General features: G+C 60.5%; 11 protein-coding genes. 7 read left to right on the top strand and 4 right to left on the bottom strand.

From position 1 onward, the window contains the following. From GA0061102_RS30975 to GA0061102_RS30990, 4 genes are all read left to right on the top strand, one after another. A partial coding sequence (locus tag GA0061102_RS30975; RefSeq protein ID WP_245298086.1) for an ABC transporter substrate-binding protein occupies positions 1–1257 on the top strand: 1257 nt, incomplete at its 5' end. Positions 1258–1356: 99 nt separating this feature from the next. Beyond that, the gene (locus tag GA0061102_RS30980) at positions 1357–2307 is read left to right on the top strand and encodes a carbohydrate ABC transporter permease (RefSeq protein ID WP_092846308.1); all 951 of its coding nucleotides are present in this window, start codon (positions 1357–1359) and stop codon (positions 2305–2307) included. Beyond that, entirely contained in the window at positions 2304–3275 is a 972-nt protein-coding gene (locus GA0061102_RS30985) for a carbohydrate ABC transporter permease (protein ID WP_092846284.1), read from the top strand. Before GA0061102_RS30980 ends, GA0061102_RS30985 begins: the two co-directional genes overlap by 4 nt. A 4-nt stretch (positions 3276–3279) precedes the next feature. Then, a complete protein-coding gene (locus tag GA0061102_RS30990; RefSeq protein WP_092846286.1) occupies positions 3280–4395 on the top strand; it encodes an ABC transporter ATP-binding protein in 1116 nt (371 codons plus the stop codon). Between the two features lie 163 nt (positions 4396–4558). On the opposite strand, the gene GA0061102_RS30995 is transcribed toward GA0061102_RS30990, so the two are convergent. Continuing rightward, positions 4559–5623 carry a glycosyltransferase family 2 protein gene (locus GA0061102_RS30995; RefSeq protein ID WP_092856285.1) on the bottom strand — a complete coding sequence of 355 codons (1065 nt, stop codon included), beginning with the start codon at positions 5621–5623 and terminating at the stop codon, positions 4559–4561. A gap of 455 nt (positions 5624–6078) precedes the next feature. On the opposite strand from GA0061102_RS30995, the gene GA0061102_RS31000 reads away from it, so the two are divergent. Further along, on the top strand, positions 6079–8250 hold the full coding sequence (locus tag GA0061102_RS31000; protein WP_208858733.1) for a CHASE2 domain-containing protein: 2172 nt from the start codon (positions 6079–6081) through the stop codon (positions 8248–8250). A 36-nt stretch (positions 8251–8286) separates the two neighbouring features. On the opposite strand, the gene GA0061102_RS31005 is transcribed toward GA0061102_RS31000, so the two are convergent. Continuing rightward, complete coding sequence (locus tag GA0061102_RS31005; RefSeq protein ID WP_092856287.1) at positions 8287–9225, bottom strand: FecR family protein; 939 nt, start codon at positions 9223–9225, stop codon at positions 8287–8289. A 286-nt stretch (positions 9226–9511) separates the two neighbouring features. Here GA0061102_RS31005 and GA0061102_RS31010 point away from each other — a divergent pair, with 286 nt between their 5' ends. Further along, the gene (locus GA0061102_RS31010; protein WP_092856289.1) at positions 9512–10144 is read left to right on the top strand and encodes a DapH/DapD/GlmU-related protein; all 633 of its coding nucleotides are present in this window, start codon (positions 9512–9514) and stop codon (positions 10142–10144) included. Positions 10145–10289: 145 nt separating this feature from the next. Here GA0061102_RS31010 and GA0061102_RS31015 read toward each other — a convergent pair whose 3' ends face one another. Next, on the bottom strand, positions 10290–10919 hold the full coding sequence (locus GA0061102_RS31015) for a TetR/AcrR family transcriptional regulator (protein ID WP_092856291.1): 630 nt from the start codon (positions 10917–10919) through the stop codon (positions 10290–10292). 86 nt (positions 10920–11005) lie between these two features. Between GA0061102_RS31015 and GA0061102_RS31020 the strand changes: the two genes are divergently transcribed. Further along, positions 11006–11662, top strand: a complete 657-nt coding sequence (locus GA0061102_RS31020; protein ID WP_092856293.1) for an O-methyltransferase — start codon at positions 11006–11008, stop codon at positions 11660–11662. Between the two features lie 178 nt (positions 11663–11840). Here the strand turns inward: GA0061102_RS31020 and GA0061102_RS31025 are convergent, their stop codons facing one another. Further along, on the bottom strand, positions 11841–20678 hold the full coding sequence (locus tag GA0061102_RS31025; protein ID WP_208858734.1) for a VCBS domain-containing protein: 8838 nt from the start codon (positions 20676–20678) through the stop codon (positions 11841–11843). Between the last annotated feature and the right edge of the window lie 61 nt (positions 20679–20739).

Genomic DNA, 20739 nt, shown 5'->3' on the forward strand with positions numbered 1-20739 from the left:
AAGTTTCTGACGACGACGGCGGTATTGGCGCTGGCGGTTGGTGGTTTGGGCGTATCGGCTCGGGCTGCGGATGTGAAGGAAGTGCAGATGCTGCACTGGTGGACATCGGGCGGCGAGGCAGCGGCGCTGAATGTCCTGAAGCAGGATCTGTCGAAGGAGGGCTATGCCTGGAAGGACGTTCCGGTGGCCGGCGGCGGCGGCGATGCGGCGATGACGGCGCTGAAGGCGATGGTGGCGGCCGGCAACTATCCGACCGCGTCGCAGATGCTCGGCTATACCGTGCTCGACTACGCCCAGGCCGGCGTCATGGGCGACCTGACGGAGACGGCGAAGAAGGAAGGCTGGGACAAGGCGGTGCCGCAGGCGCTGCAGAAGTTCTCGGTCTATAACGGCAAGTGGGTCGCCGTTCCGGTCAACGTCCACTCGGTCAACTGGCTGTGGATCAACAAGGCGGTCATGGACAAGATCGGCGGCAAGCAGCCGAAGACCTTTGACGATCTGATCGCGCTGCTCGACAAGGCCAAGGCGGCCGGCGTCGTGCCGCTGGCGCTTGGCGGCCAGAACTGGCAGGAAGCGACGATGTTCGATTCCATCGTCATGTCGACCGGCGGCCCGGAGTTCTACAAGAAGGCCTTCAACGATCTCGACGAAGCCTCTTTGAAGTCCGACACCATGAAGAAGTCCTTCGACAACCTGGCCAAGATCGTCAAGTATGTCGACCCGAACTTCTCCGGCCGCGACTGGAACCTGGCAACGGCGATGGTCATCAAGGGCGATGCGCTCGTCCAGGTCATGGGTGACTGGGCCAAGGGCGAGTTCGTCGCCGCCAAGAAGACCCCGGACAAGGACTATCTGTGCTACCGCTTCCCCGGCACCGAAGGCAGCGTGATCTACAACTCCGACATGTTCGGCATGTTCAACGTTCCGGCGGACCGCAAGGCGGCCCAGGGTGCGCTGGCGGCAGCGACGCTGTCGAAGAGCTTCCAGTCGGCCTTCAACGTCGTCAAGGGCTCGGTCCCGGCCCGCACCGACGTGCCGGATACCGCCTTCGACGCCTGCGGCAAGAAGGGCATGGCCGACCTCAAGGCCGCCAATGCCGACGGCAAGCTCGTCGGCTCGCTCGCCCAGGGCTATGGCGCCGCGCCGGCGATCGCCAATGCCTATAAGGACGTCGTGTCCAAGTTCGTCCACGGCCAGATCAAGACCTCCGACGAAGCCGTCAAGCAGCTCGTCCAGGCGATCGACGACGCGCGCTAAGCGCGGGCCTGTCCTCGGCCGTTCCTCCTCCCCGCCGATAAGCGGGGAGGATCATGACCAGCACCATGCCCCTTGAAGGCCCTTGAAGGGATGACCATCATGAGCACCGTCGTCACCACGGATCCCATTCTCACGCGTCCCGCCCGGCGCACCGCGATGCGCACGCGCCTGCAAAACGCGCTGCCGCAGATCGTCCTTGCCCCCAGCTTCCTGCTGACGATCATCTTCGTCTACGGCTTCATCATCTGGACCGGCTATCTGTCCTTTACCAATTCCAAAACCTTTCCCTCCTATGGGCTGACCGGCGCCCGTGCCTATCAGCGGCTTTGGAACTGGACGTTCGAGAGCGATCCGCCGTCGTCGTGGTACACCTCGATCACCAATATGGGCATCTTCGGCGTTCTCTATGTCGGCATCTGCCTGGCGCTCGGCCTGCTGCTGGCGATCCTGCTCGACCAGAAGATCCGCGGCGAGGGCGTGCTGCGGCCAATCTTCCTCTATCCGATGGCGCTGTCCTTCATCGTCACCGGCGTTGCCTGGAAGTGGTTCCTCGATCCGGGTCTCGGTCTGGAGCAGACATTGCATCAGCTTGGCTGGACCAGCTTCCACTTCGACTGGATCAAGAACAAGGATTTCGTCATCTACACCGTCGTCATCGCCGGCGTCTGGCAGGCCTCCGGCTTCGTCATGGCGATGTTCCTGGCCGGACTGCGCGGCATAGACAGCGAGATCATGAAGGCCGCCCAGATCGACGGCGCCTCGGCCGTCCAGCTCTATCGGCGGATCATCATCCCGCTTCTGCGGCCGATCTTCCTGTCGGCCTTCATCGTGCTTGCCCATATGGCCATCAAATCCTACGACCTCGTCGTGGCGCTGACCTCCGGCGGGCCCGGCGGCTCGGCATGGCTGCCGTCGAATTTCATGTACGAATACACCTTCAAGCGCAACGAGATGGCCGTCGGTTCGGCCAGCGCCATCATCATGCTGATGACCATCTCCGCCATCATCGTCCCCTACCTCTATTCCGAACTGAAGGAGAAGGCTCGATGAGCACCGCGGCCTACTCGACACCGACACGCACCCCAGGCAGCAAGACAAGCAGCCATACAAGCAGCAACAGAGGCCGCCTTATCAACCGGGCCGTCATCTACGGCCTGCTGGCGATCTTTGCGGTCATCTACCTGATGCCACTGTTCGTCATGATCGTCACCTCGCTGAAGACGATGGACGAGATCCAGAACGGCAACATGCTGGCGCTGCCGCAGGCGCCGACGCTCGAACCCTGGGCCAAGGCCTGGGGCGAAACCTGCGTCGGGCTCACCTGCAACGGCATCAAGGGATACTTCTGGAACTCGATCAAGATGGTCGTGCCGGCGGTCGTCATCTCGACCATCCTCGGCGCCCTCAACGGCTATGTGCTGACCAAGTGGCGCTTCCCCGGCCATACGCTCGTCTTCGGCATGATGCTGTTTGCCTGCTTCATTCCGTTCCAGTCGGTGCTGCTGCCGATGGCCACCATCCTTGGCAGCCTCGGCCGCTTCGGCACGCTGCTGCAGGACACGATCGGCGTCTCGCTCGGCTTCGGCAACTCGACCGTCAACCTGGTCATCGTCCACGTCATCTACGGTCTCGGCTTCACCACCCTGTTCTTCCGCAATTTCTACGAGGCGTTTCCGAACGAGCTGGTCAAGGCCGCGCAGATCGATGGCGCCAGCTTCTTCCAGATCTTCCGCCGCATCATGCTGCCGAACTCGCTGCCGATCATCGTCGTCACGGTGATCTACCAGTTCACCAACATCTGGAACGACTTCCTGTTTGCCTCCGCCTATGCCGGCACCGGCGATTCCATGCCGATGACGGTGGCGCTCAACAACGTCGTCAACACCTCGACCGGCGTGGTCGAATACAATGTCAACATGGCCGCCGCCATGATCGCCGCGCTGCCGACCCTCCTCGTCTACATCGTCGCCGGCCGCTATTTCGTCCGCGGTCTGATGGCTGGCGCAGTCAAAGGATAATCCCATGGCCTTCCTTCAAATATCCGGTCTGAGAAAGCGTTACGGCTCGCTGGAAATCCTCAAGGGCATCGACCTCGACCTCGAACAGGGCGGCTTCCTCGTGCTCGTCGGCCCATCCGGCTGCGGCAAGTCGACGCTGCTCAACACCATCGCCGGGCTGGAATCCATCACCGAGGGCGACATCCGGGTCGATGATCACTCCATCGCCGACCTGCACCCGTCGAAACGCGATATCGCCATGGTGTTCCAGAGCTATGCGCTCTATCCGAACATGACGGTTGCCGGCAACATCGCCTTCGGCATGGAAATGCGCGGCGTTCCGGCCGAGGAGCGCAAGGCGGCGATCGAGAAGGTCGCCAAGGTGCTGCAGATCGGCCATCTGCTCGACCGCAAGCCGAGCCAGCTCTCCGGCGGCCAGCGCCAGCGCGTCGCCATGGGCCGGGCCCTGGTGCGCGATCCCAAGCTGTTCCTGTTCGACGAGCCGCTGTCCAATCTCGACGCCAAGCTCAGGGTCGACATGCGCATCGAGATCAAGCGCCTGCACCAGTCGACCGGCAAGACCATCGTCTACGTCACCCACGACCAGATCGAGGCCATGACGCTGGCGACGAAGATTGCCGTCATGAAGGACGGCGTCGTGCAGCAGTTCGGCACGCCGGCCGAGATCTACAACAATCCCGCCAACATGTTCGTCGCCGACTTCATGGGCTCGCCGGCCATGAACCTGCTGTCGGGAACCATCGAGAGGGGCAGCAACGGCCTTCTCGTCTCTCTCGACCGGGCCGGCGGCGAGGCGATCAAGCTTCCCGTCGCCACGGACAAGCAGGCGCTCGAAGCCCATGCCGGCCGCCAGATCGTCTTCGGCATCCGCCCCGAGGCGCTCACCGATCCCGAAGGCGCCGACCGCAACGCCCGCACCCTGGCCGAGAACGACTGCCTGATCGAGGTCGTCGAACCGGCCGGCTCCGACACCTTCGCCGTCACCAAGCTCGGCGGCAAGGAGGTCGTCGCCCGCCTGCGCGCCGATGCCCGCATCAGCGCCGGACAGCACGCCCGCCTCGCCTTCAACCTCGACAAGGCCGTCTTCTTCGATCCACAAACACAAGCAAGGATCGCTTGAGGAAAGAGGCTGGTATCGCTTGGTGCTCAACCGTGAGATTTACGCCAAACAATATCAAATAGTTAGCCTTGCAAATCATCTGGGAAACGGCATCTAAATCGCGAATGACGCTATGCCGTTTCCCCATTCATGCGCGAGATTCCATGAACCTCTTGAATTCGGTCTATCCCATCGCATGCCTAATGGTCTTCGATAGACGCAAGAGGAACTGGGGCCTCGACGAGGCGACGAGCTTCCACGATAGAATGGTCTTTGCCATGTCCCGCGGAAGGACGCCGATGGAAAGAAACCAGCCGGCCAGCATCAAACGGCGTTTCCGGGATGCGTTCATCCTGAGACTGGCAACGGCGCCCGCGGCGGCGAGGGAGAGCCTGGAATCGTTCGCAATGGGATGTTGATCCCTATCGATGCAAAGCGAGGCCAAACGCTCCTCCAAATGCACCGGGTCGCGCAGACCGGCATCGTCAGGCACATCCAGTCCGATCTCCGTTGCCTGATCAGACAGGGCCTCCAGCCGGCGAAAATCATGCTGTATGCGCCAGCGTGCACGCTGGCCGAGCTTTTCGGCAAAGACGGAATGGTTGGCGCCATGGATGCGGTAGGCGCCGAGGCAATCATCGATGGAGGTCACTTCACCGTGCAGGGGTGCAACCGTGGCAAGATATCCATCGGCTCCCTGCCGAAACTCCTGCTCCGGGACCGGCATGACCCTGTCCAGCACCGAGCGCTTGAACGCCAAACCGCTGGTCACAGTCGTTTGATAGCGCCCCTTTCGCAATAGCTCCGGGGTGACATCTCCGGAATCGAAAGGCAGTTCCGCAGGTGGGAATACATCCTTTACATGCATATCCTCGTCGACGATATGCAGCCTGAACTGTACCTGGGCTGTCTTTTCATCCCAGGCCTCGACGACCTCAGATACCGCATTTGGATAGAGATAATCATCTGCATCGAGAAATAGCACGATCTTGCCGTGACTGGATTCAAAACCTGTGTTGAATGCCGCGGCATGTCCGCCATTCACCTCTCGCAGACATGTCTTTATGCGGGAGCCGTAGGAGGTAACGACCTCCGCCGTTGCATCTGTCGATGCATCGTCGACAACGATGACTTCAGCGTCGTCGTAGTCCTGTTCCAGTGCGCTGTCGATGCTGCGCCTCAGAAACTGCGCGTAGTTATAGTTTGCAATAACGATGGAAACGGGAACGCGGTCTTGGATGGAATACATCGCATTGAACCTCGCAGATCTGCTTTGGTCGCGGCGAACCTTCTCATTCAGGTCCTTATGGGTGGACCCGTTGCAAACAAGGACATGTGGTGACGCGTGGTGCCTCACGCATATATCAAGCAACGGGTGTTTGGATCATGTCGATCTGTCTTGCCCTCTCGAGCCTCGTCAGTTTTATGGCTTTTGAATGACCGGCACTCATGATTTGAAGGCCTGATAGCATCGATCTCGGCGATCATCGAGTTGAAGGTTCCACAAGTGAATCGTGCAAGATTCGCTTGAATATGGCCGCGTGCGAATTCTGTTCCGTATCTCTTCGATACTTTGATCATTGCATCGCTCTCAAGAACAAGGCAGCATATTCTTCCTTGGCGCAGCAGCAGACCGATAAATTTTTGTATTTCTCCGAATTTCTACTTATTGCCGGGGTGCGGGGCAAAGGGACAGACACCGAAATGGTGACGCGTGCGCAGCAAATTGGCGTCGTTATCGGCTTGGCCATCGTCACAGCGCTGGCGATCCTGCGGGCAAGCGATCCTCAGTTGCTAAGGCTCGCCCGCGATTTGACATTCGACCAGTATCAGCACCTGGTGCCCCGGACCTTCGAGAACCAGCCTGTCCGGGTCATCGACATAGACGAAGCGTCACTGCGCGAGTTCGGTCAATGGCCTTGGCCGAGAAACCGGATTGCCGCCCTTGTGGACAGGCTTTCCGATATGGGCGCGGCCGCTATCGCCTTCGATGTCCTCTTCGCCGAGCCCGACCGCCTGTCGCCTCGCAATGTCGTTCGCGATGTCATCGGCATCGATCCCTCGCTGCTGGGCAAGCTGCCGGATAATGATGAGATTTTTTCCCAATCGCTCTCGGGGAAGCCGGTGGTACTGGGCTTCGGCCTCTCCAACGAGGGAAGCTATCTGCCGCCAGTCAAGGCAGGCTTTGCCTATACCGGCGAAAGTCCCTTCGGTGCGCCGCCCGCAATCAAGGCCGCAACGCCGCTGCAGCCGCAATTGGAAGCCAATGCGGCGGGGCTCGGCCATATCAGCCTCAATCCAGGGACATCCTCGGCAGTGGTGCGCGCGGTTCCGCTTTTTCTTAGCGACGGCAAGCAGCTTTACCCCAGTCTTGCACTCGAAGCGCTGCGTGTCGCACAGGGGGCCTCCACCTACGTGCTCGACGCAGCGCCGGACGCGCCGAATACGCTGACCCGGGTCAAGATCGGGAATTTCGTGGTGCCGGTTACGGCATCAGGAGAGCTTTGGCTCTACGTCAGCCCCGACACCTCGAAACGCTATATTTCGGCAAGCAAGGTACTCGCGGCCGGAAACGCTTCCGCCGATATCGGAACCGCCATCGACGGCAGCATCGTTTTCATCGGAACCTCTGCTTCCGGCCTTCAGGATGTCCGCGCGACGGCCCTTGGCGAAAACGTGCCGGGTGTCTCCATTCATGCGCAGATCGTCGAGCAGATCCTTTCAGGCCGCTTCCTTTCCCGGCCGGATTGGGCAGACGGGCTGGAAATCCTGTCCATCGCCGTGTTGGGCAGCCTTCTGGTGATCCTCACCACTTTCGTCAATCCGGCCGTAGCCCTTGCGTGCGGCCTGCTGATTACCTTCTTTGCCCTTGTGGCCTCCTGGATTGCCTTCCTTTATGGGGGGCTTCTCTTCGACCCACTGGCACCGATCGTATCCGGATCGATCACGCATTTCGCCGCGACTGCATTCCGCTTTCTCGTGATCGATCGGGAGCGGCGCGACGTGCGGCGGGCTTTCGGCCACTATCTCTCACCATCGCTGCTCCATCGCATCGAGCATACGCGCGACGCCCTGCGCCTTGGCGGAGATGAGCGCGAGCTGACGGTCATGTTCGTCGATGTGCGAAACTTCACCCAGATCAGCGAGGAGATGACCCCGAGCGCCGTCGTCGCGTTTCTGAACACGCTGCTCGATGCGCTGAGCCACCATGTCATCGCCAATGACGGCACGCTCGACAAGTTCATCGGGGACTCGATCATGGCCTTCTGGAACGCACCCGTCGATGTCCCCGACCACGCCGGCAAGGCTGTTCATGCGGCCCTGGGCATGCGGGAAACACTCGTCCGCCTCAACAAGAGCGATGCATTCGGTTTCGGCGATGAGCGGCGGGTCGCAATAGGGATCGGCATCCATACGGGGCTTGCATGCGTCGGCAATATGGGTGCGGAGACGCGCTTCAATTATACCGCAGTCGGCGATGCCGTGAACATTGCCGCGCGTATCGAATCCGCCTGCAAGGACATCAATTTCGACATTCTGGTATCTGGACCGACAGCAGGCTTGCTGCCCGATTGCGCTCTGCTCGAGGCGGGAGCGCTGACACTCAAAGGTAAGAGTATGCGAACCAAACTCTTTGCGGTGGTCGGCGATGCGCGCCTGGCGAAATCTGCCGACTTTGTCGAACTTCAGGCCATGCACAGGCAGCTTGTCGCCGCCCTGCGAACACGGTCGACGAGCAGCCGCAAACTTATCGGCGCCACAAGACTCAAGGCGCAGGTCGCGACGACGGGACTATTGCAGGGGTTTTACAGCCAGATTTCGCGCCGAGGCGGACACTTCGTCGACGAGCCTGCAGACAAGGCAGCCGACATTTAGCTGATTTTGCAGCCGTCGCTCGCAAGTCCCCTCGTGCTAACGATGTCGATGCCCGCCGTCCCGATCACCATTGTCGCGGTCGTGACCTTGGTCGTCTTCGTCGTCATGATCGCCTCTGTCATGATGATGATCATGGTCTTTCGGCGTACTGGGAGTTTCGGGCGTACTCGGTGCAGCAGCTTGGGTGTGTGGCGATTCCGGCGCGCTATGTACGCTCGGCGTATTGGGCTGTGCCGGAGCAGGATTGTTTGCCGGAGCGCTGCGTGGAGATATCCCGTTTGGCGGATCTTTCGTCGCCGTCGACAGACCGCATCCACCGCCGCCGACAAAACCCATTCGTCCCGAAAGCTGTTGATCCCCGGACAGAAACGGTAGAGCTCGCTGGTTGCCGAGCTTCTTGAGAACATCGCGATTGACCCGGCGCGGATCACTTATCTCGCCATTGCGTTTGGCGACCACACAGTCGCATTGTTCCTTCAATTGCCTGCAGCCGCCCGCGCCGCAAAATTGAGCGGCGCCGTTCAATAGGACGACCGCCGTCATGCCGTTGGCGCCGACATAAAAATCGAACGCGGTTCCGCGCACGCCGATCGTTCCGGCCGGCGTCACGATTTGATAGGCCGAATGGTCCGAATTTCCGCTCATCCAGCGAAAGGTGCCCTTCGCCGCATTTATGGTAAGCTTTTTGACCGAGCCCGAGTCATCGAAGACGAACTTGTCGATGGTAACGGACGAGCCGGCTCCGACAGCCAATTTCGTGCCGTCCCGAAATGTGAACTGTCCAAGGCCCGAAATGGAGGTGCGAATTTGCTCGTCCCGGTGGACGGGATCATCGACTACAAGCGGACCGCCTGCGCCTCTAACTTCGGTTCTGATCAGCACCGCCTGGCCGACCGTCTCGGCAGCTTTCAAAGGCAATGGCGCGAGCAGCACGACGCTCAGCGCAACGGTCGCGGCGTGACGTAGACACGACATCCCACCCTCCAAGATTATCCATGTTTTACCATAGGATACTCTCGAATGTCCCATCATCCTTATTGAGTATAAACGGTGGGGTTGAGTTAGTTCTTAGTTACGCTTGATCAATAACCTGATGCATTCTATCCAGCGTGACGAAGCTTGAGATGCGCGCGCCCTTGTCTGGAAGCGCGCCTGGCCTGCAGCATTCTTTCGCCGACCTCTCCGTTCGGTCCGGCGGTGGCCTTGTGTCACACACCCTTCATCGTCTCCGGCTAGGCAGACCAAAATCCGGAGAACGCCAATGCACTCGACCGCAGAGCCAAATCGCCCCAAAATCGCGGAGACCGTTATCCACTCGACGGCGACCATAAGGGATTCGAGCATAGGCCGATGCTGCGAGATTTTGGCGGACACATCGCTGCACACGGTCGAACTCGGGGACTATTCCTACTTGGGGCCGCGCTGCATTGTCGGCGATGCAACGATTGGAAAATTCTGCGCTATTGCCGCAGATGTCAGGATTGGCGCCCCCAATCACCCAATGGACCGCCCGTCCATGCACCGCTTCACCTATTGCCCAGAATATTACTCGGCGGACGCCGTGCGCGACGTTTCCTTTTTTGATCAGCGAAAGGAAGATCGCGCCGTCATTGGTAACGACGTCTGGATTGGTCACGGGGTCATTGTTTTGCCTGGTGTAAAGGTTGGGGACGGTGCCGTGCTCGCAGCAGGTGCGGTCGTCACCAAAGACGTCCAGCCATATACTATTGTCGGTGGCGTTCCCGCCAAATTCATTCGCGAGCGCTTCACCAGAACTACCGCAGAAAGACTTGCGTCTATCGCCTGGTGGGATTGGCCATTCGAGACCATCTTGGCGCGGCTCACCGACTTTCAGTCAAGCGATGTCGAGGCCTTTTGCGAGCGCTGGTCCTAGTCAGCAGCTCGCAGTCGCTTCTGGCGCTTGCCTGCCTGCAGTACACAATGCCCGAGCTCCCCGCCCTTCGTAGAATTCAGCTAGAGCTTCGGCCTGGCAATTGGCGGGGTGGCCGAACGAGGGTCCTTTCCCGCACAGATAGGCTTTAGCCCGTTGCCAGCGTTTCGGCATAAGCGCAGAGCATATCCGCCATGGCACCGGCGTAAGCATCGATTTCCTGCTCCGTCCGCGACGTTTGTGAAAACTCCTTGCCGACGGTCGTCAGCGTCGTAGCGATCAGCTCGCCGGCAATGCCCCGGACGTCGTCGGATATACGGGGAAGCAACTCCAATATGAAACTATCGAAGATCCGATCGCCCTCTACCCGCAACTCGCGCGCCTCTGGAGCATCTCGGTAGAGTGGTGCGGCGTCAGCGAGCGCCACGCGTACCGGCGCCTCCTCACATTCGGAACGAACGAAGGCATGGACGAGGTTCCGCAGCCGATTCTTCGGTGGCACGGCATCCGCAAGAATCTCGCGCAGCATCTCGGTCGACCGGCGCCACTCGTCGCTTTGGAGCCGAAACAGGATCGAGGCTTTATTCGGGAAATATTGATAGAGCGAACCGATGCTGACCCCGGCCTTTTCCGCCACGCGCGCCGTGGTGAAGCGCTGGGCGCCCTCCGTCGTCAAAACCTGAACAGCCGCCGTGAGAATGGCGGAAACAAGCTCATTCGAACGGCTTTGCTGGGGCTCCTTTCTCGTGGAAATCCGGGGCCTTACGTGTTGCGTCATCGACGCCATCCGTCAATGCGATTAGAAAACGCGAGGAATTAATCGTATTTCTCTGCCCAACACAATATCGTGTTCTGGAGACAACGATGATTACCCTCACGTCAGACCCTGTCGCACCATTGCTTAATCGACTATTCGCAGAGGCGGATGCAGCCACGAGCCCGGCCATCAGGTCTTTCACATCCGAAGAGCGCACCGCTCTCACCGGCAGCAAGACCCAATACCTCGACCTCTATGGCCGGCTGAAAGACCTTTGGCTCCCGGTCTCGCGCGAGACGGGCGAACTTCTCTATATGCTAGTCCGCGCGATAGGCGCACGCACGGTCGTCGAGTTCGGCACCTCGTTCGGGATCTCGAGCCTCTACATTGCTGCGGCGTTGCGCGACAACGGCGGCGGGCGGCTGATCTCCAGCGAATTCGAACCCGGCAAGATCGCAAGGGCGCAGCAAAACCTCGAAGAGGCTAGCCTCGCCGATCTGGTCGAGATCCGCGCCGGAGATGCGATGGAGACATTGGCACGCGATCTTCCCGAAGCCGTCGACCTGCTTCTGCTGGATGGTGCCAAGGCGCTCTACCCCGACGTATTCAACCTCGTCGAGGAGAAGCTGCGGAAGGGAGCGTTGATCCTCGCCGATGACGCGGAAATGTGCCCTGAATATCTGGAGCGCATCCGTGCGTCCAAGGGGCCCTATCTCTCCCTCCCCTTCGCCGGCGACATCGAACTTTCGATCAAGCTCAGCTGAGGCAGACCCATCCCCCGCACTTCAAATTCAAGAGAGACAGAAATGCCGTATTTGTCGCAAGCGCCACCGGTTGGGTCGATTCCGCCGCAGCGGATAAACTGCTGGCGGCCTCGATTGCAATGAAAAGCGGCGCGTGTAAGACGCGCCGCTTCGAGATTGAGATGCCGACGAAAAGGCGTCAGGCGCCGGCGGTTTGCGTATGGGTCGCAAGCTGCTCGTCGTGATTGTTGAACAGCACATGGACGGCATCGTGGCCCGTCGGCGTGTAGTTCTGCAGCGTGGCAACCACATGGGTTTCAGGGCCGGTGTTGACGCTGATCTTCGTCGAATTGGTTGCGGTATCGACCGCCGCGGTCATCGACGCGATAGCACTCGCCTCCGTCATGCCCGGATGTTCGCCAACCAGCGCGTTCAGCAGGTTCGAAACATCCAGCCGGTCGCCCTCTCCCTTCGGGCTGAAGTCGGTGATGACGTCGGCCATGTTGAGGTTGTGCAGGGCTTGGGCATCGAGCACGAAGGTATCTGCGCCAGCGCCGCCGGTCATGGTGTAGCCGCCGCCGCTCGTCAGCGTGTCGCTGCCGTCGGTGCCATAGAGGTGGCCGACCCCGCTGAAATCGATCTCCGCGTAGGCGCCGTCGTGGCCGAGCGAGAAGTCGCCGGCCGAGTAGTCGCCTGTGAGACCGATGGCGGCGGTGTGGGTACCGTCGGTGACGGTCAGCACACCGCCAGTTTTCGCCGCGTTTTCCGCATAGGCGAAGCTGGCGGTCGCGGCAGAGATGTCGCCAAACCGCAGCACGTCATTGCCATCGAGGCCGGCGATCGTGCCGGTGAAGGCCGCCGCGTGGTCGATGGTGACGCTAGCCTGTGCGTCCTTGCTCAGGCTGATCGCCTCGCTGAACGAGCCACCGATTTCGAGGCCGGCATGACCCGACACCAGCACCGTGCCGCTGCCGCTGACATTGCCTTCGAGATGAACGTTGCTGCCATTCGCCCACAATACGCCGTCATTCACGACGCCGCTGTGTATGTCGAGGCCGCCGGTCCCGGTCGCCTCCAGCGTGCCACTGTTCCTCACCGCGTTGACACCGGTGTCGATGACGAGCGCGTGACTGCCGTCGGCGATGATCGTGCCCTGGTTCACCAGCGTCAGGTGCCCCTCGCCGAGCTGGCCGGCGCCGGAGATCGTGTTGTCGACATTGGTCAGCGTGACATTGTCGCCGCTGCCGAAGATGACGTTGGAGGCGTTGTCGGACAGCGTCACCGTGCCGCCACCAGTCAGCGTGAGGCCGTGCTGGACGATTTCGAAGGCCGTATTGCTGCCGGTCGAGGCGAGATGGATGCTGCCGGTGTTGTCGAGCATGCCGCTGAACGGCATCAGCGCGCCGTCGCTAAGCACCATGTCGCCGGTATTATGCGTCACCACCGCCTCGTTGAAGAGGAAGTCGTCCGCCGTAAGAGCCGCGACGCTGACGCCTGCCAAGGTGATGGTCTCGCCATCGCCGAGCGTGATGACGGCACTGCCCGACGCGTCAGCCGACAGATGGGCTTGAACATCCGCGAAGCTATTGAAGCCTGCGAAGCCGATCAGATCGATCTTGTCATGCGCCGTATCGAAATTGTGCACGACATCTTTGCCGATGGTGTTGGCAAAGACCAGCGTGTCGTTGCCGCTCGATGCGGTGAGCGTATCGTCGCCCGACCAGGCAAAAATCGGCGAACCCTTGGCATAGGCTTCGACGTTGTCGGCCACAGTGGCCATGCCAGTCGTGCCGTCCGGATTGATCCAGGTCTCGACAACTTGAAGAACCAGTGCCCCAGTGTGACCATCAGGCGAAGTGACCGTCAGCGACGACGGATCGTTCGTCACCACAGACCAAGTGCCATCGGCGTTGTGTGTACCTTCGCTAAGCACCCAGCCTGCCGGGAGGCCGGCAACACTCAACGTGACCGCGCCGACGTGATCCGTAGGAGCAGCAAGCGCGAGGTTGATGGCCTCGCCTGAGATGCCGGCGGGTTTGAAATCCAAAGCGCTGGCTGATCCGGAATTACCGGCCAGATCCGTATAGCTGCCGCTTGCGATCGACGCAGTCTTCCAGCCGTTATTGCCGGAAGCATAATTCACCGTGTAGACGTCCTGCCCGAAACCGTTCAGGCCAACATGCGTGAAGTTGGAGAGCGTATAATTGCCGCTACCCACAATGTCTGAAACGGTAAAGCCGGACACCGCCTCACTAAAGGTGAAGGTCAGGAGGTTGTTTCCGCCGGCGCTACTTTGCGCTATGGCGACGGTCGGCGCAGTCGTATCGATCTTGATATCATAGGCACCGCTCGGCGATAGCGGGGTGGTGACGCCCCCATCTGTGATCGAGGCCCGGAAATTGTAGGTCGCTCCGTTCGTCAGCGTCGGCGTGGTGATATCGATATAACCATTGCTGATATTGGTCGACGTTAGCGTGACCGCCGTGCCGAGCGCGGTCGTGCCGTTATACAGCTGCACGGTATCACCGCTGACGGCACTGGTTCCGGTCAGGCTCACGCGGATGCCAAGGTTGGTGTCATCGGTAACCGCACCGTTCGCAAGGCTACCTTGGATCGAACCGACATGGTCGATGACGCTGCTAATGCTCGGCGCCGACACCGGCTCGTTGGTGCCGTGGATGGTCACAACGATATCCTGTGAAGCCGTCCCGTCCGCGGACGCTACAGTCAGCTTATCCGTAACCGTCTGCCCACTATTCAGGGCCTGCACATTCGATGCGGAGTTGTTGAGCGTGTAGCCCCACGCACCGGTCGTCGCATTGAAGGTGAACGTACCGTAGGTCCCGGTCAGCGATGACGGCGCCTGGAAATGGTTCTGGCCATTGTCCACGTCGGCAACCGTCAGCGCACCATTGGCCGTCAACTGGCCATCCTCGGTGACCGAGCCGGTCGCCGTGCCCGAGATCGAGGCTGCATCGTTGGTGCCGTTGACCGTTACCACAACCGTCTGTGTCGTGATACCGCCCTGGCCGTCACTGAGCCGGACCGTGAAGCTTTCCTGCGGATGATCCGAAACATTGAGCGGATCGGCCTTCGACTGATCCAGCGCATAGGTCCAGGTGCCGTTCGCACTGACGCTCAGCGTGCCGTAGGCGCCGGTCACCGACCCGTTCCCATTGCCCGTCTGACCGCCGCCCGCAACCACCGACCACGTCAAGGACGAGCTGTCGACATCAGCGCCGGTCAGATGGCCCGAAGCCGTATTGTGAGCAATGTCATTGGCAACACCAATGCCGGCCTCGGTCACGGTGCCGCCGGCGCTGTCGCCATTGGCGATCGTGATTGTCGGCGCGTCGTTGGTGCCGTTGACCGTCACCACGACCGTTTGCGTCGTGATACCGCCCTGACCGTCGCTCAGCCGGACCGTGAAGCTTTCCTGCGGATGATCCGAGACGTTCAGCGGATCGGCCTTCGACTGATCCAGCGCATAGCTCCAAGTGCCGTTCGCGCTAACGCTCAGCGTGCCGTAAGTGCCGGTCACCGACCCGTTCCCATTGCCCGTCTGGCCAAGACCCGCAATTACCGACCACGTCAAGGAGGAGCTGTCGACATCAGCGCCGCTCAGATGGCCGGAAGCCGTATTGTGAGCAGTATCGTTGGCAACGCCAATACCGGCTTCGGTCACGATACCGCTGGCGCTATCGCCGTTGGCAATCGAGATCGTCGGCGCATCGTTGGTGCCGTTGACCGTCACCACAACCGTTTGCGTTGTGATACCGCCCTGGCCGTCGCTCAGCTGGACCTTGAAGCTCTCCTGCGGATGATCCGAAACATTCAGCGGATTAGCCTTTGACTGATCCAGCACATAGCTCCAGGTGCCGTTCGCATTGACGCTCAGCGTTCCGTAAGCGCCGGTAACGGACCCATTTTGATTGGCCGTCTGGCCAAGACCCGCAATTACCGACCAGGTCAAGGACGGGCTGTCGATATCGGCGCCGGTCAGATGGCCGGAAGCCGTGTTGTGAGCAGTGTCGTTGGCAACACCAATACCGGCCTCGGTCACGATACCGCTGGCGCTATCGCCATTGGCAATCGAGATTGTCGGTGCGTCGTTGGTGCCGTTGACCGTCACCACGACCGTTTGCGTCGTGATGCCGCCCTGGCCGTCGCTCAGCTGGACCGTGAAGCTCTCCTGCGGATGATCCGAAACATTGAGCGGATCGGCCTTCGACTGATCCAGCACATAGGTCCAGGTGCCGTTCGCGCTAACGCTCAGCGTGCCGTAAGTGCCGGTCACCGATCCGTCCGGATTACCCGTCTGACCGCCGGTCGTAACCACCGACCAGGTCAAGGACGGGCTGTCGATATCAGTACCGGTCAGGTGACCGGAAGCCGTGTTGTGAGCAGTATCATTGGCAACGCCAATACCGGCTTCGGTCACGATACCGCTGACGCTGTCGCCATTGGCAATCGAGATCGTCGGCGCATCGTTGGTACCGTTGACAGTCACCACAACCGTCTGCGTCGTGATACCGCCCTGGCCGTCGCTCAGCTGAACCGTGAAGCTCTCCTGCGGATGATCCGAAGCATTCAGCGGATCGGCCTTCGACTGATCCAGCACATAGCTCCAAGTGCCGTTCGTATTGACGCTCAGCGTTCCGTAAGCGCCGGTCACCGATCCGTCCGGATTGCCCGTCTGACTGCCGGTTGTAACCACCGACCAGGTCAAGGACGGGCTGTCAATATCGGCGCCGGTCAAATGGCCGGAAGCCGTATTGTGAGCAGTATCATTGGCAACGCCAATACCGGATTCAGTCACGATACCGCTGGCGCTATCGCCATTGGCAATCGTGATCGTCGGCGCGTCGTTCGTGCCGTTGATCGTCACGATGATGTCATGGGTCGTTCCGTCAACCGAGGAAACTGTGAACGTGTCGGTCTTGCTCTGGTTCACACCCAGGCTCTGCACAGCCGCAAGGCTGTCATCGACCTTATAGCTCCAGCTGCCGTCCTCGCCGATCGTCAGCGTGCCGAGATGCGTGCTGTCGGGGTTTATGGTCGTTGCCTGGAATTTGCTTTCGCCCCTATCGGCATCGTTGATCGTCAACGTGCCACTTGCCTGCAGATAACCCCCGACAACATTTTGGTCTTCTATGACGGCGCCCGTATCGGTCCCGGCAATCACAGCCACATGATTGACGTGGTCCACAGCAATAGTGAAGGCACCCGTGCCCAACGTCACAGAGTCGCCATCCGAGTCTGTCGCCTTCACGTATTGCGAGAAGTCGAGCGTCTGATCGTTGGCGCCGTCGAATACCTTGTCAAGCACGAACGTGGCATGACCGCTGCCGTCGACGGTCAGCGTGAAGACCGTATCACCGCCCGCGGAGCCAGTGATTGTATGCCCATCCGTGCTGGCGAGCGTGATGGCCACGCCATTGTAGGTCAACCCCGTGCCACCTGTCAGGGTATCGGAAGAGGTACCGGCTGCGACCGTATTCGCCGACCAGGTCAACGGGCTGTCGGCACCAGAGTTTACCAGCGAAGTCAGTTCCGCAGTCGTCGCTGCGGAATGATCGGCGGCCGTCACCACACCATCGTCAGAGAGGGTTGCGGAAATCCCGGTACCGGTCAGCGTCGGCGTGTCGTCGGCGATATTGAACGTCAGGGTCGCCTGATCCGTTTTGCCGTTCATGTCGGTCACCGTATAGGTGAACTGATCCGTATCTCCCGATGCGTTCGAGCCTGCATGAGTCAGCGTGTAGGTATATGCGCCGTCCGCGTCGATTACGAGATCACCGTAGGAACCGTGGATCGTCGTCGTCTGGCTGCCCGGGGCGGCTTGATCGACTGTGACTGCCGTGTTGTCGGCACCCGTGACGCTGGTGATATGCGGATTGTCGAAGGTGCCCAGCGCGATGCTGCCCGTGGCTGTTAGTTTAGAAGACTGCGGATCGGAACCGGTCGAAAGATAGGCCTCCGACAGCGGAGTTGTATCGATGGTCGGAGCGAAGACAGTCGGCGCGATGACGGCGGATGTCGTCTGCGTCGCGACATCGCTGAACCCCTGACCATCCGTATAGCTCACCGTCAAGATCAACGAATGCCCGACATCAGCACTCGTCACGGTATAGGACGATGCAGTTCCGAGAACCGTATGTGACTGGTCGTCCGCCCGGCTCCACGCATAGGTCAGACCCGACTGCCCGTGATCAGGGTCGTCCGTAGTGATCGCCGCATTCAGCGTGTCGCCTGCGACGATCGCTTTGCCTGTATGCACCGTCTGATCGGCGATCGAGACCATAGCCTTGCCGTCGTCAACGGCCGTGACGTTGACCGCCATCGTATGGGCAGTCGACGTATCCGCGCCGCCATTGGCCGTGCCGCCGTTATCCTGCACCGTGAAGCCGAAGCTCGTGGTATCGGTCGCGCCGGCGAACTCCGGCGCAGGCGTGAAGTGGAGCGTTGTAAGGGCGCTTGCAGCGATGTGCTGACCGACCGTGACAGCTGTCGTGCCGAGATAAAGCATCCCGTCGGTCGGCAGGCTGGTAATGGTGACGGATTTCAGTGCGTTGCCGTCGATGCTATCGCTGAAGGCGAAGTCGGCAGGCTTGAAATAATAGTCCGTATGTTCACCGGTGGAGATGCTGCCATCCGCCGCGGTCGGCGCATGATTGACGCCGTTGACTGTGATGCTGAAGGTGCCACTGGATTTGCTGCCGTCGCCGTCGGTGACGGTGTAGCCGACCGACAGTGTCGACGAGTGACCAAGCGCCAGGGCATCGAGCGCGCTGCCCGGCGTGACAGTCACATGTCCAGCGTCGATCGCGACGATGGACGTGCTCAGCGCCGAACCCGCGAGATCTCCGTTGGCGCTGACGCTGTCGACATGGATCGCACCACTCTGGGCCGCTCCATCGGCGCCGAAAGCGATGGCGCCGGGAGCGAGCGTAAAGGTCGCGCTGCTGTCGTTTTCATGCATCGATCCGAGCGAAACGGTGCTTGCAATCGGCTTGTCGTCAGTGATGTTGAAGGTCAGGGTTGCGGTATGGCTTTCACCGTCAATCGGCGCGTCGCTGACCGTAACGGAGAAGGCGTCATGGTTGCCCGCCCCGCTCGTGGCGCCGGTCAGCGTATAGGTGTAGTTGATCGCCGTCGCGGTAACGCTGAGGATGTGCAGCGTTCCGTAGGCGCCCTGGATCGTGGCGTTGGTATCGCCATTGGCGATGGCGGTGCCGACGTTGAAGGTATGGCCATCGATTGTCACGGTCGAGGGCGCATCGCCCGCTGTGATTGCGATACTGCCCGAATGGACGTTGGCAACGCCAGCCGCCCCCGTACCGCCCGGCAGGCCGCTTTCGCTGACGCTTGACACCAGACCCGTCGAAGAGATTGCCGGAAGGTTGTCCGTGGCCGATTGAACGACGATGGTGACGGAGCCGCTGCCCAAGGTTACGGAATCGCCGTCGAAATCCGTCGCCGTCACATATTTCGAAAAGTCGAGCGGCAGCGTCTTGCCGCCGTCGATCGGATGATAAAGGTCGAATGTGGCATGACCGCTCGCGGGATCGACGGTCAATGTGAAGACCATGACGCCTCCGGCCGAGCCGGTGATCGTATGCCCATCCGCGCTGGCGAGCGTGATGGCCGCGCCGTTATAGGTCAACCCGGTGCCGCCGGTTAGGCTGGCGGAAGACGTTCCGGCGGTGATTGCGTTCGTCGACCAGGTCAACGGGCTGTCGGCGCTGGCGTGGACGAGCGAAATCAGATCAACCGTCGTCTCGGCGGGGGCATTGGTGGGCGTTGTCGTCGTGGTGTCGGTGACATGGATATTGTCGGCTGTGATTGTCAGCGAGTTGTCGTGCGGATCGATCCTGATCGACGTCAGCTGTTTGCCTTCGAGCGGAGTATCGGCCGCAAAGAAGGTCGAGCCGACAGTCGTTACCGAATACGTGTTGCCATGAGCATCGGTGCCGATGATTGTGACAGTCTTGGACGACTCGCCCTTCTTGTCGAACACACCAATATCCATTTGCGTGATGACAAACGTCGTCCCCGTGTTAGACACGAGCACGATATCGCCACCCTTGGCAGACGAACCCACCTGGTTACCGCTGACGCTGCCTTCGGTAACTGTCAGTTTGGCATTTTCGGGTGTCACCGTGTTGAAATCGATTACGTAGGATGCGGTCGTCACAATTGGAGCATTGATGGCTGTTTCCGCAACGGTCGCGGACACCGAGGCATGATCAACTAGGGTTGGCACGTCGTCGATCACATCGACCGTGAAGCTTCCCGCCTTCTGCGAGCCGTCGCCATCCGTCGCTGTATAGCCGAAGGTCAGCTTGATATCGGACAGGTTGTTCGCGCTGTTGCCATCGTCCAGCGGCTTATAAAGCGTGAAGTCGTAAGAGCCCGTCGTGTGCGTGCCATCGGGAGCCGCCAGACCTACCGTGAAGACCAGCTGGTTCGTGGCCGGCGCAGCGCCTGCGGCCGGAGCATCGCCCGTATAGCCATAGAGCGTCGCCCCAACCGTAACGAACTGAACCGCCTGACCATGCGAGGTCAAGGTAACGGGATTGCCGCCGGCATCGACCGGCGTGGCGCTGCTGAAGGCGACGCTGTTGCTGGCTGCCGCTCCGTCAGCGCCGAAGGTGGTGATCCCAAGAGAACCGGATACCGTCGTGCTGTTGGCAGACACCAAAGCGTGCTCGCTGATCGAGACGAGATCCACATCTCCGACCACCGGTGCATCGTCGGCAATCGTGAAGCTCAGCGTCGAGGTGGTGGTGTTGCCGTGTGCGTCCGTCACCGTATAGGTGAACGTCTCCTGCTCGCCGCCGGCATGCACGCCCGCCGTCGTCAGCGTGTAGCTGTACTTGCCGTCCGCATCGATCGACAGCGTGCCGTAGGAGCCCTGGATCTGCCAGTCGCCGCTCTTCGCATCGACCGTGGCCGCATCGCCGTGGCTGTTGGTGACACCGGTAATATGCGGATTGTCAGGATCGGCGAGCGTGATGCTGCCCTGCGCCGTCAAGGCCTCTTCCGACGGAGACGTGCCGTTCTCAAGATTGGCTTCCGACAGCTTCGTCGGATCT

This window comes from Martinezella miluonensis (assembly GCF_900094545.1).
Lineage (GTDB): Bacteria > Pseudomonadota > Alphaproteobacteria > Rhizobiales > Rhizobiaceae > Rhizobium > Rhizobium miluonense.

What these genes read in the sequence shown, in the direction of transcription:
- GA0061102_RS30980 (WP_092846308.1), top strand. Translation starts at nt 1,357, where the DNA reads ATGAGCACCGTCGTCACCACGGATCCCATTCTCACGCGTCCCGCCCGG.
- GA0061102_RS30985 (WP_092846284.1), top strand. Translation starts at nt 2,304, where the DNA reads ATGAGCACCGCGGCCTACTCGACACCGACACGCACCCCAGGCAGCAAG.
- GA0061102_RS30990 (WP_092846286.1), top strand. Translation starts at nt 3,280, where the DNA reads ATGGCCTTCCTTCAAATATCCGGTCTGAGAAAGCGTTACGGCTCGCTG.
- GA0061102_RS30995 (WP_092856285.1), bottom strand. Translation starts at nt 5,623, where the DNA reads ATGTATTCCATCCAAGACCGCGTTCCCGTTTCCATCGTTATTGCAAAC.
- GA0061102_RS31000 (WP_208858733.1), top strand. Translation starts at nt 6,079, where the DNA reads ATGGTGACGCGTGCGCAGCAAATTGGCGTCGTTATCGGCTTGGCCATC.
- GA0061102_RS31005 (WP_092856287.1), bottom strand. Translation starts at nt 9,225, where the DNA reads ATGTCGTGTCTACGTCACGCCGCGACCGTTGCGCTGAGCGTCGTGCTG.
- GA0061102_RS31010 (WP_092856289.1), top strand. Translation starts at nt 9,512, where the DNA reads ATGCACTCGACCGCAGAGCCAAATCGCCCCAAAATCGCGGAGACCGTT.
- GA0061102_RS31015 (WP_092856291.1), bottom strand. Translation starts at nt 10,919, where the DNA reads ATGACGCAACACGTAAGGCCCCGGATTTCCACGAGAAAGGAGCCCCAG.
- GA0061102_RS31020 (WP_092856293.1), top strand. Translation starts at nt 11,006, where the DNA reads ATGATTACCCTCACGTCAGACCCTGTCGCACCATTGCTTAATCGACTA.